The 16515-nt window shown below is 41.9% G+C and carries 16 protein-coding genes and 1 pseudogene; all 17 read left to right on the forward strand.

Translation table 11 applies throughout. From position 1 onward, the window contains the following. A pseudogene (locus ACLNCW_RS03845) lies at positions 1–285 on the forward strand (N-acetylmuramoyl-L-alanine amidase family protein); the annotation flags it as partial. A gap of 729 nt (positions 286–1014) precedes the next feature. Next, positions 1015–1890, forward strand: a complete 876-nt coding sequence (locus tag ACLNCW_RS03850; RefSeq protein ID WP_424845389.1) for a GHKL domain-containing protein — start codon at positions 1015–1017, stop codon at positions 1888–1890. Further along, positions 1887–2618: a response regulator transcription factor gene (locus ACLNCW_RS03855; protein ID WP_001221869.1), complete on the forward strand. Its 732-nt coding sequence runs from the start codon at positions 1887–1889 to the stop codon at positions 2616–2618. The genes ACLNCW_RS03850 and ACLNCW_RS03855 overlap by 4 nt, the downstream gene beginning before the upstream one ends. A gap of 372 nt (positions 2619–2990) precedes the next feature. Further along, entirely contained in the window at positions 2991–3119 is a 129-nt protein-coding gene (locus ACLNCW_RS03860) for a smi_0059.1 family bacteriocin-like peptide (protein WP_000658219.1), read from the forward strand. Between the two features lie 11 nt (positions 3120–3130). After that, on the forward strand, positions 3131–3286 hold the full coding sequence (locus ACLNCW_RS03865) for a hypothetical protein (protein ID WP_024056675.1): 156 nt from the start codon (positions 3131–3133) through the stop codon (positions 3284–3286). A gap of 33 nt (positions 3287–3319) precedes the next feature. Further along, complete coding sequence (locus ACLNCW_RS03870; protein ID WP_000180818.1) at positions 3320–3517, forward strand: class IIb bacteriocin, lactobin A/cerein 7B family; 198 nt, start codon at positions 3320–3322, stop codon at positions 3515–3517. Between the two features lie 213 nt (positions 3518–3730). After that, positions 3731–3886, forward strand: a complete 156-nt coding sequence (locus ACLNCW_RS03875) for a smi_0061 family bacteriocin-like peptide (protein WP_000357248.1) — start codon at positions 3731–3733, stop codon at positions 3884–3886. 3 nt (positions 3887–3889) lie between these two features. After that, entirely contained in the window at positions 3890–4105 is a 216-nt protein-coding gene (locus ACLNCW_RS03880; RefSeq protein ID WP_080673747.1) for a bacteriocin immunity protein, read from the forward strand. Positions 4106–4185: 80 nt separating this feature from the next. After that, on the forward strand, positions 4186–4359 hold the full coding sequence (locus ACLNCW_RS03885; RefSeq protein ID WP_424845390.1) for a hypothetical protein: 174 nt from the start codon (positions 4186–4188) through the stop codon (positions 4357–4359). A 434-nt stretch (positions 4360–4793) separates the two neighbouring features. Continuing rightward, positions 4794–6947, forward strand: coding sequence for a peptide cleavage/export ABC transporter ComA (gene comA, locus ACLNCW_RS03890; RefSeq protein ID WP_424845391.1), 2154 nt, complete (start codon positions 4794–4796; stop codon positions 6945–6947). 12 nt (positions 6948–6959) lie between these two features. Next, positions 6960–8309, forward strand: a complete 1350-nt coding sequence (comB, locus tag ACLNCW_RS03895; protein ID WP_424845392.1) for a competence pheromone export protein ComB — start codon at positions 6960–6962, stop codon at positions 8307–8309. Between the two features lie 169 nt (positions 8310–8478). Beyond that, positions 8479–9186, forward strand: a complete 708-nt coding sequence (gene purC / locus ACLNCW_RS03900) for a phosphoribosylaminoimidazolesuccinocarboxamide synthase (protein WP_000043282.1) — start codon at positions 8479–8481, stop codon at positions 9184–9186. 1 nt (position 9187) lies between these two features. Beyond that, positions 9188–9331, forward strand: a complete 144-nt coding sequence (locus ACLNCW_RS03905) for a phosphoribosylaminoimidazolesuccinocarboxamide synthase (RefSeq protein ID WP_078228447.1) — start codon at positions 9188–9190, stop codon at positions 9329–9331. A gap of 54 nt (positions 9332–9385) precedes the next feature. Beyond that, entirely contained in the window at positions 9386–13111 is a 3726-nt protein-coding gene (locus tag ACLNCW_RS03910; RefSeq protein ID WP_424845393.1) for a phosphoribosylformylglycinamidine synthase, read from the forward strand. Positions 13112–13204: 93 nt separating this feature from the next. After that, positions 13205–14647 (forward strand): amidophosphoribosyltransferase, encoded by a 1443-nt coding sequence (gene purF / locus ACLNCW_RS03915; RefSeq protein WP_049501033.1) that lies wholly within the window; start codon positions 13205–13207, stop codon positions 14645–14647. Positions 14648–14861: 214 nt separating this feature from the next. Further along, complete coding sequence (purM, locus tag ACLNCW_RS03920; RefSeq protein ID WP_424845394.1) at positions 14862–15884, forward strand: phosphoribosylformylglycinamidine cyclo-ligase; 1023 nt, start codon at positions 14862–14864, stop codon at positions 15882–15884. After that, positions 15881–16426: a phosphoribosylglycinamide formyltransferase gene (purN, locus tag ACLNCW_RS03925; protein WP_424845395.1), complete on the forward strand. Its 546-nt coding sequence runs from the start codon at positions 15881–15883 to the stop codon at positions 16424–16426. The genes purM and purN overlap by 4 nt, the downstream gene beginning before the upstream one ends. Positions 16427–16515 lie beyond the last annotated feature (89 nt).

Raw genomic sequence — 16515 nt, forward strand, 5'->3', positions numbered from 1 at the left:
CGATTTGATAACTTCACAATCAATAACAATAAACTATACTATTTAGATAATGGACAAGGTAAGCTCAAAACAGGTTACTTTGTACTGATTGATGATGGTATGGCTACAACCCACTATCATTTCCTTGTATATGCAGACCAATCTGGTGAGGTTCTTAAGATGAAACGCTTGCCATCAAGATTTTCAGATTATTTTGACAAAGAAATCGATGGTTTCTATGGTCAAAAAATTAAGATTACACAGCCAAATAAGTATGAATATTACAAGGTTCTTGTGGTAAAATAAATAGATAAGCAATCTTCACAACGAATATAAAATTAAAATGTGCAAATCATTTTCAAGAGGCTTTAGATTTCTTGTATTTTAAAAGAAACTAAGGCCTTTTGTGGATTTATAAGGGGATAGAGAGGATATAAAATTATGAAAAGGAGTTTGTCATGAAAATGAAAAATACATTTGTAGAATTGGAACAATTTGAAGATATTTACAGTTGGTGATATCTATTCCCAAAGCAAAGCTAGTGTTTTGCTACTAATGGGTTAATTAAACGGATTTATGATTATATTACTTGAATTTTTAGTGTTTATATTGATTTTAATCAATATTTTAGCTCCTCCGATTTATCTAGGTAGTCAACTCTCTAAAGCATTTTATGACAAACGCTCTATATTTCTTTGGGTAGTTTTTCATCTATTTGCTACCTTCGTTTTTCCGAGTTTCTTGCATGTTGCCAATTTATTATTCTTTTATATAATATTTTGGATTGTGTTAAAGAAAAAGAAGAAGGAAGCTCTCTTTCTTGCCCTTTATCTATTTATGTTTTATCAAAGTATTCGATATTTGGTTTTGACATTTATAATACGATTGATATTTGACTACTCTGAACTATCTGATTTCTTGCATAGTGGATTTGATTCTGTATTTAGTTTGATTTCGTTGTTTTTGTCTGTTGTCATTTTAAGACGATGGGGAATTGATTTCAATATATTATTTTTAGATAAATTTCAATCGTTAGTGACGAAAAGTATGTGGATCTTATCCTTATTGTTTGGTTTCAGACTGTTTTCATCCATCATGTCTGGAGGATGTAATCCTTTCTACGTTCGATTTGATACGACCATTTCTCTCCTGATTTTCATCCTATTTTTCTCTTGGCTCTTTTACATTAAGCATTTGGAGCAGGTTTATCGTGATGAGCAGACCATTCAGAGACAAGAAGATGAAAATCGTTCCTTGCAAGGGATGGTGGATAAGCTGGGTCATCTCTATGATGAAGTTCGAGGTTTCCGTCATGATTTTGCAGGGATTGTCGCCAGCATGGAGCCTGCCATAGCTAATCAAGACATGGCTGAGGTGTCTACCATTTATCAAGATGTCTTTCTAAAGACCAATGAAAAGCTGAGAAAGGCGGACTACACGGCCTTTAATCTCCACAATATCCATGATATAGCCATTCGCAATACCTTGGCAAAAGCCATGATTGTGGCAGATAATCAGGGAATTCATTTTAGTTTGGAGACGGTGGGGGTTGTCGAAGAGCTGGATTTGCCGATGTTGGAGGCTATCCGTATCCTCTCTATCCTCACGACAAATGCCTTAGAGGCAGCCAGTGAGGCGGAAAATCCGCAGATTCGGGTTGCTTTATTGGCAGGCGATAGGAGTGTCCGTTTTATCATTGAAAACACTCGTAAGAAAGAAGAGCTAAATCCCAGCATTCTCAGTCAAAAGGGTTACTCGACCAAGGGTAACCACAGTGGACTGGGCTTAGCGACCTTGGAGGATATGGTTTTTCATTATGATTTGAACTTAGATACTCAGCTAGGAGAAACGACTTTTAGACAAGATTTAGAATTGCCATTTAAGGATGAGAAACGAGGTGGAGAGGAATGAGAATTTTAGTTTTGGAAGACGATAGAGTACAGCAGGGGCGTATAGAGCAGACTTTACTAGATATTGGTCGCTCTCGCAATTTAAGATTGGAAATTGATATTGCCAAAAACTATGGGGACGTTGAAAAGTATTCTCAGTATTTTGACCATTACCAGCTCTATTTATTGGACTTAGAGATTGATGGAGAGCGTGAACGGGGCTTTCAGGTTGCTCAACAGGTTCGGGAGCGGGATCCTTTTACAAGCATTGTCTTTGTGTCCACGCACTCGGAGGCCTTGCCTCTAGCTTTTCGCTATCACTTGTCTGCCTTGGATTTTATTTCCAAGGATCAGCCAGAGGAAGATTACCGTCATCAGTTGGAGCGCTGTCTGGACTATGTACTGGCAGTGGACAAGAGGGAAAATATGCGTCTCTTCACCTATAGTTTTGAGGGAAGACGGGGCTTTACTCTGCCCTACCATGAGATTTTAGCCTTTGAAACCTCAGTGGAATCCCATCGTATCAAGGTCTATTATGCCAATCATTCTATCAAGACCATTTACGGCAGTCTTAAGGATATCGCTGCCAAGGCTGAAAAAGATTACTTTGTCTATGCCAATCGCAATACTTTAGTCAGTTTACAGGCCATTGAAGAGATGACTGCCACAGAAGTGACCTTGTTAGAAGGCTTGCACTTCCCCGTATCACGGACAGCCAGAAGAACCCTTAAAAAACATCTCAATGTCTAATATCTGTTAGACTTGGATAAGTTTATCAATAAGAATGTCGGAAAAATTTCTGATATTCTTATTTTTTTGACTTATTTTTCGAATAGATAGGTAAGAGGAAAAAGGAAGGAGCCTAGTTCATGTATCTACCAATTTTTTATCCGTGGTTCATTAAATTATTTTTTAAATAAAATTTAATTTAGTTATTCATTTTCGAAATTTTTTTCGAATAGATAAGTAAGAGAAAAAAGGAAGGAGCCTGGTTTATGTATCTACCAATCTTGTATCCGTGGTTCATTAAATTATTTTTTAAATAAAATTTAATTTAGTTGTTCATTTTCGGATTGTTTTTCGAATAGATAAGTGAGAGGGAAAAAAGAAAGGAATAAAATAATGAAAGAACATTACTATGGATTTGTTGAGCTAACTTCGGAAGAATTGACCGATATTCAAGGTGGAGAAAATTGGGCGAAGACCCTTGCAGATTGGTACATTGGATTTCGTAGAGGTTTAGGTTTTTAGGAGGATAAGCGATGAATGAAATGACTAACGAGTATACTATTGAAGTACTAAAGGAAAGCGACTTAGCTTTGCTGGTGGGTGGTAGCAAGGAAAGTTATCAAGGGGGTCTAATTACAGGTCTATTGTTACGTAGTGTATTTATTGGAACTCCATTTTTTAGAGGATAAGATTTAGAAAAAATAGAACAAGAGGAGAAAAAGATGACAAATTTTGACAAAATGGAACAGAACTTTGTAGCTCTTACAGAAGAAGAGTTGATGGATGTGGATGGGGGGATTGCACCAATTATTATTGGTGGTGTAGTTATTAGTTGGAAATTAATTGGAGGTGTAGCTGCGCTTGCTACAGCTTCAGCAGGTGCCGGCATAGCTGCAGGATATTATGCTAATCGACCATAATTTTGGATTTATATATGAGATTTGTTAAATTAATGCTGAAGATTTGGCCTGAGCTTATGGTATTACTTAGTTCAATATCTTATACAATTATAAGGTTGGTAGCTGATGTGAATAAGCTACCCTTACCTACATGGTTTGATGATTTTAATATACCAACAATTTCATTATTTTTAATGGTATTCATTTTATTATATAGAAGTAAAGGAGAAAAGAATGGATAAATTTCAAGTAGTTGATGAGAAAGATTTGCAAGTAATTGAAGGAGGAATTGAACCTATTTCGATTATATTTGGCCTAAGTGCTATTGCATTTGGCGCATTTGGGGCTGGTTACACATTTGGTTCAGATTTGGCTCGTCGTGGGCGTTAGATAATGAATAACCGCAATCTGAATCTTAATACATTGTTACCTAAACTAGCCACGATATTTCCTTTATTGGGAATAACTCTTAATCTCGCGCTTCATGTGATTCGTACAGGTTCGTTAGTATCCTTTAATTGGCAATGGACTTTGGTTGGTTTGCTTTTCGCAGGATATTTTGGTATTTTTCGCAAAGATTTGTCAAAAAATAATCAAAATTATAAATGAAGAACATGAATCTAAAGGATTTTGTGCATGAGAATGGTAGCGTTTTTCCGCTATTCTTGTCAGGTAAATAGGAGTCTAGCATGAAAACATTTTTATTAGGTTTTGCTGAGGGTTATTTTATCGTATCGCTCATAATCTACAACGTAACGTATTTGATGTTGAAAAATCCGATTAATACCCTATTTTATCCATACCCTGTTTTATTTGGGCTCTTTTATCTAGAATATAAGGTCAATAAAAAGCAAGTAGAGTAAGTAGCTAAGAATGACTTGTTAGTTTGCACTGAAAATGGTTAGGGTAGAATCTAAGAATGCATCACATCGGAGTTTAAAAGGAGTAACTATGAATCGTAATTTAGAACGGTGTTATCTATTCTGACTATGAATAGATCATACCAGAGGTGGCTTAGAAATAACAGGGACATTAGAAATTGTAGTAATAAATAGGATGTCATAAATGTTACTATCAATGATTTATTTGTTCCAAGTTTGCCTAGGGTGACAGTAAAACATCAATTTCCTTTCATACCATATTTTTAGTAGGTAGGGCGTTTGTTCTGCCTATTTTCTTTATCCAAAAAGTGCAGTTGGGAGGGAGATAGGCGCATTTGGGGAGGAAGTCCAGTTTTTGTTTGGGGATTGGGGTAAGATAGGTATTATCAGATGAGTTTAGAAAAAAGGAGATGAATATGAAATTTGGGAAACGTCACTATCGTCCGCAGGTGGATCAGATGGACTGCGGTGTAGCTTCATTAGCCATGGTTTTTGGCTACTATGGTAGCTATTATTCTTTGGCTCACTTACGAGAATTGGCAAAGACGACCATGGATGGGACGACGGCCTTGGGCTTGGTCAAGGTGGCAGAGGAGATTGGCTTTGAGACGCGAGCTATTAGGGCAGATATGACGCTCTTTGACTTGCCAGATTTGACCTTTCCTTTTGTTGCTCATGTACTTAAGGAAGGGAAATTGCTCCACTACTATGTGGTGACTGGGCAGGATAAGGACAGCATTCATATTGCCGATCCAGATCCCGGGGTGAAGTTGACTAAACTGCCACGTGAGCGTTTTGCGGAAGAATGGACAGGAGTGACTCTTTTTATGGCACCGAGTCCAGACTACAAGCCTCATAAGGATCAAAAGAATGGTCTGCTCTCTTTTATCCCTATATTAGTGAAACAGCGTGGCTTGATCGCTAATATCGTTTTGGCAACACTCTTGGTAACCTTGATTAACATTGTGGGTTCTTATTATCTGCAGTCTATAATTGATACCTATGTGCCAGATCAGATGCGTTCGACGTTGGGGATTATTTCTATTGGTTTGGTGATTGTTTATATTCTTCAGCAGATCTTGTCTTACGCTCAGGAGTATCTCTTACTTGTTTTGGGGCAACGCTTGTCGATTGATGTGATTTTGTCCTATATCAAGCATGTTTTTCACCTGCCTATGTCCTTTTTTGCGACACGCAGGACAGGGGAAATCGTGTCTCGTTTTACAGATGCTAACAGTATCATCGATGCGCTGGCTTCAACCATTCTTTCGATTTTCTTGGACGTGTCAACGGTCGTCATTATTTCCCTTGTTTTATTTTCACAAAATACCAATCTCTTTTTCATGACCTTATTGGCGCTTCCTATCTACACAGTGATTATCTTTGCCTTTATGAAGCCGTTTGAAAAGATGAATCGGGATACCATGGAAGCCAATGCGGTTCTGTCTTCTTCTATCATCGAGGACATCAACGGTATTGAGACCATTAAGTCTTTGACTAGTGAAAGTCAGCGTTACCAAAAGATTGATAAGGAATTTGTGGATTATCTGAAGAAATCCTTTACCTATAGTCGGGCAGAGAGTCAGCAAAAGGCTCTGAAAAAAGTTGCCCATCTCTTGCTCAATGTCGGCATTCTCTGGATGGGGGCTGTTCTGGTCATGGATGGCAAGATGAGTTTGGGGCAGTTGATTACCTATAATACTTTGCTTGTTTACTTTACCAATCCTTTGGAAAATATCATCAATCTGCAAACCAAGCTTCAGACAGCGCAGGTTGCCAATAACCGTCTGAATGAGGTTTATCTGGTAGCTTCTGAGTTTGAGGAGAAGAAAACAGTTGAGGATCTGAGCTTGATGAAGGGAGAGATGACTTTCAAGCAGGTTTACTATAAGTATGGTTATGGTCGAGATGTCTTGTCAGATATCAATTTGACTATTCCGCAGGGTTCTAAGGTGGCTTTTGTGGGAATCTCAGGGTCAGGTAAGACGACCTTGGCCAAGATGATGGTTAATTTTTACAACCCAAGTCAGGGAGAGATTAGTCTGGGTGGTGTCAATCTCAATCAGATTGATAAAAAGGCCCTGCGCCAGTACATCAACTATCTGCCTCAACAGCCCTATGTCTTTAACGGAACGATTTTGGACAATCTTCTTTTGGGAGCCAAAGAGGGGACAACACAGGAAGATATCTTAAGGGCGGTCGAGTTGGCAGAGATTCGGGAGGACATTGAGCGCATGCCACTGAATTACCAGACAGAATTGACTTCGGATGGGGCAGGGATCTCAGGTGGTCAACGTCAGAGAATCGCTCTGGCACGTGCTCTCTTGACAGATGCGCCGATCTTGATTTTGGATGAGGCGACCAGCAGTTTGGATATTTTGACAGAGAAGCGGATTGTCGATAATCTTATGGCTTTAGACAAGACCTTGATTTTCATTGCTCACCGCTTGACCATTGCTGAGCGGACAGAGAAGGTTGTTGTTTTGGATCAGGGCAAGATTGTCGAAGAAGGAAAGCATGCTGATTTGCTTGCACAAGGTGGCTTTTACGCCCATTTGGTGAATAGCTAGAAAGAGGAGAGGATGAAACCAGAATTTTTAGAAAGTGCGGAGTTTTATAATCGTCGTTACCATAATTTTTCCAGTCGGGTGATTGTCCCCATGTCGCTTCTGCTCGTGTTTTTGCTTGGATTTGCAACTTTTGCAAAGAAGGAGATGAGTTTGTCTACTAGAGCTACTGTCGAGCCTAGTCGTATCCTGGCAAATATCCAGTCAACTAGCAATAATCGTATTCTTGTCAATCATTTGGAAGAAAATAAGCTGGTTAAAAAGGGAGAACTGTTGGTTCAATATCAAGAAGGGGCAGAGGGTGTCCAAGCGGAGGCCTATGCTAGTCAGTTGGACATGCTCAAGGATCAAAAAAAGCAATTGGAGTATTTGCAAAAGAGCCTGCAAGAAGGGGAGAACCACTTTCCAGAGGAGGATAAGTTTGGCTACCAAGCCACCTTTCGCGACTACCTCAACCAAGCAGGCAGTCTTAGGGCTAGTACATCGCAACAAAACGAGACCATCGCGTCCCAGAATGCAGCAGCTAGCCAAACCCAAGCTGAAATCGGAAACCTCATCAGCCAAACAGAGGCTAAAATTCGCGATTACCAGACAGCTAAGTCAGCTATTGAAACAGGCGCTTCCTTGGCCAATCAGAATCTAGCCTACTCTCTCTACCAGTCCTACAAGTCTCAGGGTGAGGAAAATCCGCAAGCTAAAGCTCAGGCAGTTGCGCAGGTTGAAGCGCAGCTTTATCAGTTAGAATCTAGTCTTGCGACTTACCGCGTCCAGTATGCAGGTTCAGGTACCCAGCAAGCCTATGCGTCAGGTTTAAGCAGTCAATTAGAGTCCCTTAAATCCCAACACTTAGCAAAGGTTGGTCAGGAATTGACCCTTCTAGACCAGAAAATCTTGGAGGTGGAGTCAGGTAAGAAGGTACAGGGAAATCTTTTAGACAAAGGGAAAATTACGGCGAGTGAGGATGGGGTGCTTCATCTTAATCCTGAGACCAGTGATTCTACCATGGTAGCAGAGGGGGCTCTACTAGCCCAACTCTATCCGTCCTTGGAAAAAGAAGGGAAAGCCAAACTCACAGCTTATCTAAGTTCAAAAGATGTAGCAAGGATCAAGGTCGGTGATTCTGTTCGCTATACTACGACTCATGATGCCAAGAATCAAATTTTCTTAGATTCTACTATTACAAGTATTGATGCGACAGCTACTAAGACTGAAAAAGGGAATTTCTTTAAAATCGAGACGGAGACTAATCTAACTTCGGAGCAGGCTGAAAAACTTCGGTACGGGGTGGAAGGTCGCCTGCAGATGATTACGGGCAAGAAAAGTTACCTACGTTATTATTTAGATCAATTTTTGAACAAAGAGTAATGTTCGTATTTTTAGAGTTAAATGATTTTAAAACTGTGAGAAAGATTTTTCTTGCAGTTTTTTCTTTATGATTTTTGAAGTTACTACATTATTTATTCGGTTAAATTCTTGTAATTTTAGGTTTTTTATGGTAGAATGTGCTCAAGTAATACGAAAGGCGAACTTTAAAATGTCAAAACAATTGATCTATTCGGGAAAAGCTAAAGATATCTATACAACTGAGGATGAAAATCTTATTATTTCAACTTACAAGGACCAGGCGACTGCTTTCAATGGTGTCAAGAAGGAGCAGATTGCGGGCAAGGGAGTATTGAATAATCAGATTTCATCTTTTATTTTTGAGAAATTAAATGCGGCTGGTGTGGCGACTCACTTTGTGGAGAAACTTTCAGATACAGAACAACTCAATAAAAAGGTTGAGATTATTCCTCTCGAGGTTGTGCTTCGCAACTACACGGCTGGTTCCTTTTCAAAACGTTTTGGTGTAGACGAAGGAATCGCATTTGAGACTCCGATTGTCGAATTTTACTACAAAAATGATGATTTGGATGATCCATTCATCAATGATGAGCATGTGAAATTCCTACAGATTGCGGATGACCAGCAGATTGCCTACTTGAAGGAAGAAACGCGTCGTATCAATGAACTTTTGAAAGGCTGGTTTGCTGAGATTGGGCTTAAGTTGATTGACTTTAAGCTAGAGTTCGGTTTTGACAAGGATGGCAAGATTATCTTGGCAGATGAATTTTCACCAGATAATTGCCGTTTGTGGGATGCAGATGGCAACCACATGGATAAGGATGTTTTCCGTAGGGGACTAGGTGAATTAACCGATGTTTATGAAGTTGTTTGGGAGAAGCTGCAAGGTTTGAAATAATCTGTTTGCAACGGAAAACCTTCGTCTCTCAACTAAAAGGACTCAGGCTGAAAAGGTCCCCCAGACCTTTTCACTCCGTAGGGGATTGGGAGAACTAACAGATGTTTACGAGATTGTCTGGGAAAAGTTGCAGGGTTTGAAATAACAACCTCAAGGTCGTTGGAACATTGTAAAAGCTGAAATAAAGGAATAAGGATTGATGGATAAACGTATTTTTGTTGAAAAAAAGGCTGATTTTCAGGTCAAGTCAGAGAGTTTGGTGAGAGAACTCCAGCACAACTTGGGACTTTCAAGCTTGAAAAGTATTCGCATCGTGCAAGTGTATGATGTATTTGACTTGGCAGAGGACCTGTTTGCACCTGCAGAGAAACACATCTTCTCTGAGCAGGTGACAGACCATGTCTTGGATGAAGCTGCTGTACAGGCGGATCTTGCTAACTATGCTTTCTTTGCCATTGAAAGCCTGCCAGGTCAATTTGACCAGCGTGCAGCATCTTCACAGGAAGCCTTGCTTTTACTAGGAAGTTCGAGTGATGTAACAGTCAATACCACTCAACTTTACTTAGTCAATAAAGATATTGATGCGACTGAGTTGGAAGCAGTCAAGAACTACTTGCTCAACCCAGTTGATTCTCGCTTCAAGGACATCACGACAGGGATTGCCAAGCAGGAATTTTCAGAGTCAGACAAGACCATTCCAAAATTGACTTTCTTTGAAAGCTATACAGCAGAAGACTTTGCTCGCTACAAGGCTGAGCAAGGGATGGCCATGGAAGTGGATGATTTGCTCTTTATCCAAGACTATTTCAAGTCAATCGAGCGCGTGCCGACGGAAACAGAACTCAAGGTTTTGGACACTTACTGGTCTGACCACTGCCGTCACACAACTTTTGAGACAGAGTTGAAACACATTGACTTCTCCGCATCGAAATTCCAAAAGCAATTGCAGGCGACCTATGACAAATATATTGCCATGCGTGAGGATTTGGGGCGTTCTGAAAAACCGCAAACCTTGATGGATATGGCGACTATTTTCGGTCGTTATGAGCGTGCTAATGGACGTTTGGATGATATGGAAGTGTCAGACGAAATCAATGCTTGCTCAGTAGAAATCGAAGTGGATGTTGATGGTGTGAAAGAGCCATGGCTCCTAATGTTCAAGAATGAAACTCACAACCACCCAACGGAAATTGAGCCATTTGGTGGGGCGGCTACTTGTATCGGTGGTGCTATTCGTGACCCATTGTCAGGTCGCTCATATGTTTACCAAGCTATGCGTATCTCAGGTGCTGGTGATATTACAGCACCGATTTCGGAAACTCGTGCTGGGAAATTACCACAACAAGTCATTTCTAAAACAGCGGCTCATGGTTATTCTTCTTACGGGAATCAGATTGGACTTGCAACAACCTACGTTCGTGAATACTTCCACCCAGGCTTTGTAGCTAAACGCATGGAGCTAGGTGCTGTTGTCGGAGCGGCTCCTAAGAGCAATGTTGTCCGTGAAAAACCGGAAGCGGGAGATGTGATTATTCTCCTTGGAGGTAAGACTGGACGTGATGGTGTCGGTGGTGCGACAGGTTCTTCTAAGGTTCAAACAGTTGAGTCCGTGGAAACTGCTGGTGCTGAGGTTCAAAAAGGGAATGCCATCGAAGAGCGCAAGATTCAACGTCTTTTCCGTAATGGCGATGTCACTCGTCTTATTAAGAAATCCAATGACTTTGGTGCTGGTGGTGTCTGTGTAGCTATCGGTGAATTGGCAGACGGTCTTGAAATTGACCTAGACAAAGTGCCTCTTAAATACCAAGGCTTGAATGGTACCGAAATTGCCATCTCTGAATCTCAAGAACGGATGGCAGTTGTGGTTCGTCCTGAGGATGTAGATGCCTTCGTTGCGGAATGTAACAAAGAAAATATTGATGCTGTTGTAGTTGCGACAGTGACGGAAAAACCAAATCTAGTCATGCACTGGAATGGTGAAACCATTGTCGACTTGGAACGTCGTTTCCTTGATACCAATGGTGTGCGCGTGGTCGTAGATGCTAAGGTTGTGGACAAGGATGTCAAACTCCCAGAAGAGCGTCAAACATCTGCTAACACACTTGAAGTTGATACCCTTGCGGTTCTGTCTGATCTCAACCATGCGAGTCAAAAAGGCTTGCAGACTATCTTTGATTGCTCTGTTGGTCGTTCAACGGTTAATCACCCACTTGGTGGTCGTTACCAACTCACACCAACTGAGGCATCTGTGCAAAAATTGCCAGTTCAACACGGTGTGACTCATACTGCGTCAGTCATGGCTCAAGGTTTCAACCCATATGTAGCAGAATGGTCTCCATACCACGGTGCTGCCTATGCGGTTATTGAAGCGACTGCTCGTTTGGTTGCTGCTGGTGCCAACTGGTCTAAGGCTCGTTTCTCTTACCAAGAGTATTTCGAGCGTATGGATAAACAAGCAGAGCGTTTTGGTCAGCCAGTAGCAGCTCTCCTAGGTTCTATCGAGGCACAAATTCAGCTTGGTTTGCCATCTATCGGTGGTAAGGACTCCATGTCTGGTACCTTTGAAGAATTGACAGTACCGCCAACCTTGGTAGCCTTTGGGGTAACGACAGCAGATAGCCGTAAGGTGCTTTCTCCTGAGTTCAAAACTGCCGGGGAAAACATCTACTACATCCCAGGTCAAGCATTGGCTCAAGAGATTGACTTCGATCTTATCAAATCTAACTTCGCTCAATTTGAAGCCCTTCAAAAGGCTCACAAAGTAACATCTGCCTCGGCTGTCAAATACGGTGGTGTGCTTGAAAGTTTGGCTCTTGCTACTTTTGGGAATCATATCGGTGCAGAGGTGACCTTGCCTGAACTTGAAACGGCTTTGACAGCTCAATTAGGCGGATTTGTCTTCACATCTCCTGAAGAAATTGCTGGAGTAGAGAAAATCGGTCAAACAAGTGCAGACTTTACACTTCTTGTCAACGGTGTGAAGCTAGATGGACACAAACTTGACAGTGCCTTCCAAGGCAAATTGGAAGAAGTTTACCCAACTGAATTTGCTCAAGCTAAAGAACTGGACGAAGTTCCAGCTATCGCTTCTGACGCAGTCGTCCAAGCCAAGGAAACTATTGAAAAACCGGTGGTTTACATCCCAGTCTTCCCGGGCACCAACTCGGAATATGATTCAGCTAAGGCATTTGAAAAAGAAGGCGCAGAGGTCAACTTGGTGCCATTTGTGACCTTGAATGAAGAGGCTATTGTCAAGTCAGTTGAAACTATGGTTGACAACATCAGCAAGGCTAATATCCTTTTCTTTGCAGGTGGATTCTCAGCTGCGGACGAACCAGATGGTTCAGCTAAGTTTATCGTCAACATCCTGCTTAATGAAAAAGTGCGTGTAGCTATTGATAGCTTTATCGCCCGTGGTGGTTTAATTATCGGTATCTGTAATGGATTCCAGGCCTTGGTCAAATCAGGTCTTCTTCCATACGGAAACTTTGAAGATGCCAGCAGTACGAGCCCAACCCTCTTCTACAATGATGCCAACCAACACGTGGCCAAGATGGTGGAAACTCGCATTGCCAATACCAACTCGCCGTGGTTGACTGGGGTGCAAGTGGGTAATATTCATGCTATCCCAGTATCGCATGGTGAAGGGAAGTTTGTTGTGACGGCTGAAGAATTTGCAGAGCTTCGTGCCAATGGTCAAATCTTTAGCCAATACGTTGATTTTGAAGGCAAACCTAGCATGGATTCTAAGTACAATCCGAATGGTTCTGTCCATGCCATCGAAGGAATTACCAGCAAGAACGGTCAAATCATCGGTAAGATGGGACACTCAGAACGTTATGAAGACGGTCTTTTCCAAAACATCCCAGGAAATAAAGACCAGCACCTGTTCGCGTCGGCGGTTAAATACTTTACTGGAAAATAAGACTTGCAGATTTTCTAATAGATGGTATCAGTAATGTAAAAGTCATGTAGATTTAGCTCTTGGTGCTACACAAATAAAAATTAGGTATATAAAATGACATACGAAGTAAAATCTCTTAATGAAGAATGTGGTGTTTTCGGTATCTGGGGACATCCAGATGCTGCTAAATTGACCTATTTTGGTCTCCATAGTCTTCAGCACCGTGGTCAGGAGGGGGCAGGAATCCTCTCCAATGATCAGGGACAATTGAAGCGCCATCGTGACATGGGACTTTTATCAGAAGTCTTCAGAAATCCTGCTAATTTGGATAAATTGACGGGAACTGGTGCGATTGGGCATGTGCGTTACGCGACTGCTGGCGAAGCTTCTGTAGATAATATCCAGCCTTTCCTCTTCCGTTTTCACGATATGCAGTTTGGTTTGGCTCATAATGGAAATCTAACCAATGCAGCCTCTCTCAAGAAAGAACTGGAACAAAGAGGAGCGATTTTCAGCGCGACTTCGGACTCGGAAATCTTGGCTCACCTCATTCGTCGGAGTCACAATCCTAGTCTGATGGGCAAAATCAAGGAAGCGCTCAGCCTAGTTAAAGGTGGGTTTGCCTATATTTTGCTGTTTGAGGATAAGTTGATTGCTGCTCTTGACCCAAATGGTTTCCGTCCCCTTTCTATCGGGAAAATGGCCAACGGAGCAGTGGTTGTTTCCTCTGAAACCTGTGCTTTTGAGGTTATTGGTGCAGAATGGATTCGCGATTTGAAGCCAGGTGAGATTGTGATCATTGATGACAAGGGCATCCAGTATGATAGCTATACAGATGATACTCAGTTAGCAATCTGTTCTATGGAATATATCTATTTTGCTCGCCCTGATTCTAACATTCATGGTGTCAATGTCCATACGGCACGTAAACGTATGGGTGCCCAATTGGCGCGTGAATTCAAGCACGAGGCGGATATCGTGGTCGGTGTGCCCAATTCTTCCCTCAGCGCGGCTATGGGATTTGCGGAAGAATCAGGTTTACCAAACGAAATGGGCCTCATCAAGAACCAATACACCCAACGTACCTTTATCCAACCGACTCAAGAATTGCGGGAGCAAGGGGTGCGGATGAAACTATCTGCTGTTTCAGGTGTTGTCAAAGGCAAGCGTGTGGTTATGATTGATGACTCTATTGTACGTGGGACGACCTCTCGTCGTATCGTTCAGCTCTTGAAAGAAGCGGGTGCAACTGAGGTTCACGTTGCTATTGGTAGTCCAGCGCTAGCTTATCCATGCTTCTACGGGATTGATATCCAGACTCGTCAGGAGCTGATTGCGGCCAATCATACGGTCGAAGAAACGCGTCAAATCATTGGGGCGGATAGCCTGACCTATCTTTCTGTTGAAGGATTGATTGAGTCGATTGGGATTGAAACAGATGCGCCAAATGGTGGTCTCTGTGTCGCTTACTTTGACGGTGACTACCCAACACCTCTCTACGACTACGAAGAAGACTATCGTCGAAGTTTGGAAGAAAAGACTAGTTTTTACAAATAGACGAAAAATCCTCCATTAAAGAAAAGGAATAAATAAATGACAAAAAATGCTTATGCTCCACGTCTCACTACTGACTAAAAGCTAAAGCATTTGTCAGTAGACGCTTTCTCCTATGGGACCAAAGCTAGAGACCTGACTAGTATTTTTAGATAAAATACTTGTTTATCTAAAAATACGTCGCAGTCTTTCCCAAAAAAAGAAAAGGAAAAATAAAATGGCAAATAAAAATGCGTACGCTCAATCTGGTGTGGATGTTGAAGCGGGTTATGAAGTTGTTGAACGAATCAAAAAGCACGTGGCTCGTACGGAGCGTGCAGGTGTCATGGGAGCTCTTGGTGGTTTTGGTGGTATGTTTGACCTTTCAAAGACTGGGGTTAAAGAACCTGTCTTGATTTCAGGAACTGACGGTGTCGGAACCAAACTCATGCTGGCTATCAAGTACGACAAGCACGATACCATCGGTCAGGACTGTGTGGCCATGTGTGTCAATGATATCATCGCTGCAGGTGCGGAGCCCCTCTATTTCCTTGACTACGTAGCGACAGGGAAGAATGAACCAGCTAAGCTAGAACAAGTTGTCGCTGGTGTGGCAGAAGGTTGTGTGCAGGCAGGCGCTGCCCTCATTGGTGGGGAAACGGCTGAAATGCCTGGCATGTACGGCGAAGATGACTATGACTTGGCTGGTTTTGCGGTCGGTGTGGCTGAAAAATCTCAAATCATTGACGGTTCAAAGGTGGCAGAAGGAGATGTTCTTCTCGGACTTGCTTCAAGTGGGATTCATTCCAATGGTTACTCTCTCGTCCGTCGTGTCTTTGCGGATTACACAGGTGAGGAAGTCCTGCCAGAATTGGAAGGCAAGAAACTCAAGGAAGTTCTTCTTGAGCCGACTCGTATCTATGTCAAGGCTGTTTTGCCACTCATCAAGGAAGAGTTGGTCAACGGCATTGCCCACATCACTGGTGGTGGCTTTATCGAAAATGTCCCTCGTATGTTTGCAGCTGACTTGGCTGCTGAGATTGAAGAAGACAAGCTTCCCGTGCTTCCGATTTTCAAAGCCCTTGAAAAATACGGTGAAATCAAGCATGAAGAAATGTTTGAAATCTTCAATATGGGTGTGGGACTTATGCTAGCAGTTAGCCCTGAAAATGTAAGTCGTGTCAAGGAATTGTTGGATGAACCAGTCTATGAAATTGGTCGTATCGTCAAGAAAGAAAACGAAAGTGTCATCATCAAATGAAAAAAATAGCGGTTTTTGCCTCTGGTAATGGCTCAAATTTTCAGGTGATAGCGGAACAATTTCCAGTAGAGTTTGTCTTTTCAGACCATCGTGACGCCTATGTGCTCGAACGTGCAGACAAGCTCGGCGTTCTGTCCTATGCTTTTGAACTCAAGGAGTTTGAGAGCAAGGCAGACTACGAAGCGGCCCTTGTCGAACTCTTGGAAGAACACCAGATTGACCTGGTTTGTCTAGCAGGCTACATGAAAATCGTTGGGCCAACCTTATTGGCGGCTTATGAAGGTCGGATTGTCAACATTCATCCAGCCTACCTGCCAGAGTTTCCAGGAGCTCATGGGATTGAGGATGCTTGGAATGCTGGCGTTGCTGAGAGCGGCGTGACCATTCATTGGGTGGATTCAGGTGTGGATACAGGAAAGGTTATCAAACAAGTACGTGTGCCACGACTAGCTGATGATACCATTGACAGTTTTGAAGAACGGATTCATGAGGCAGAGTACAAGTTGTATCCAGAGGTTATTAGAGAATTGTTGGATAAGTAAATGAAAAAATGGTTGGAAACACTTGCCTTGATTACCTTGGTAATCATTCTACGTTTACTAGTAAATTTTTTCTTCCCAGAGATTCCCTA

The sequence above is a fragment of the Streptococcus sp. CL6.22 genome (assembly GCF_049738055.1).
GTDB lineage: Bacteria > Bacillota > Bacilli > Lactobacillales > Streptococcaceae > Streptococcus > Streptococcus mitis_DJ.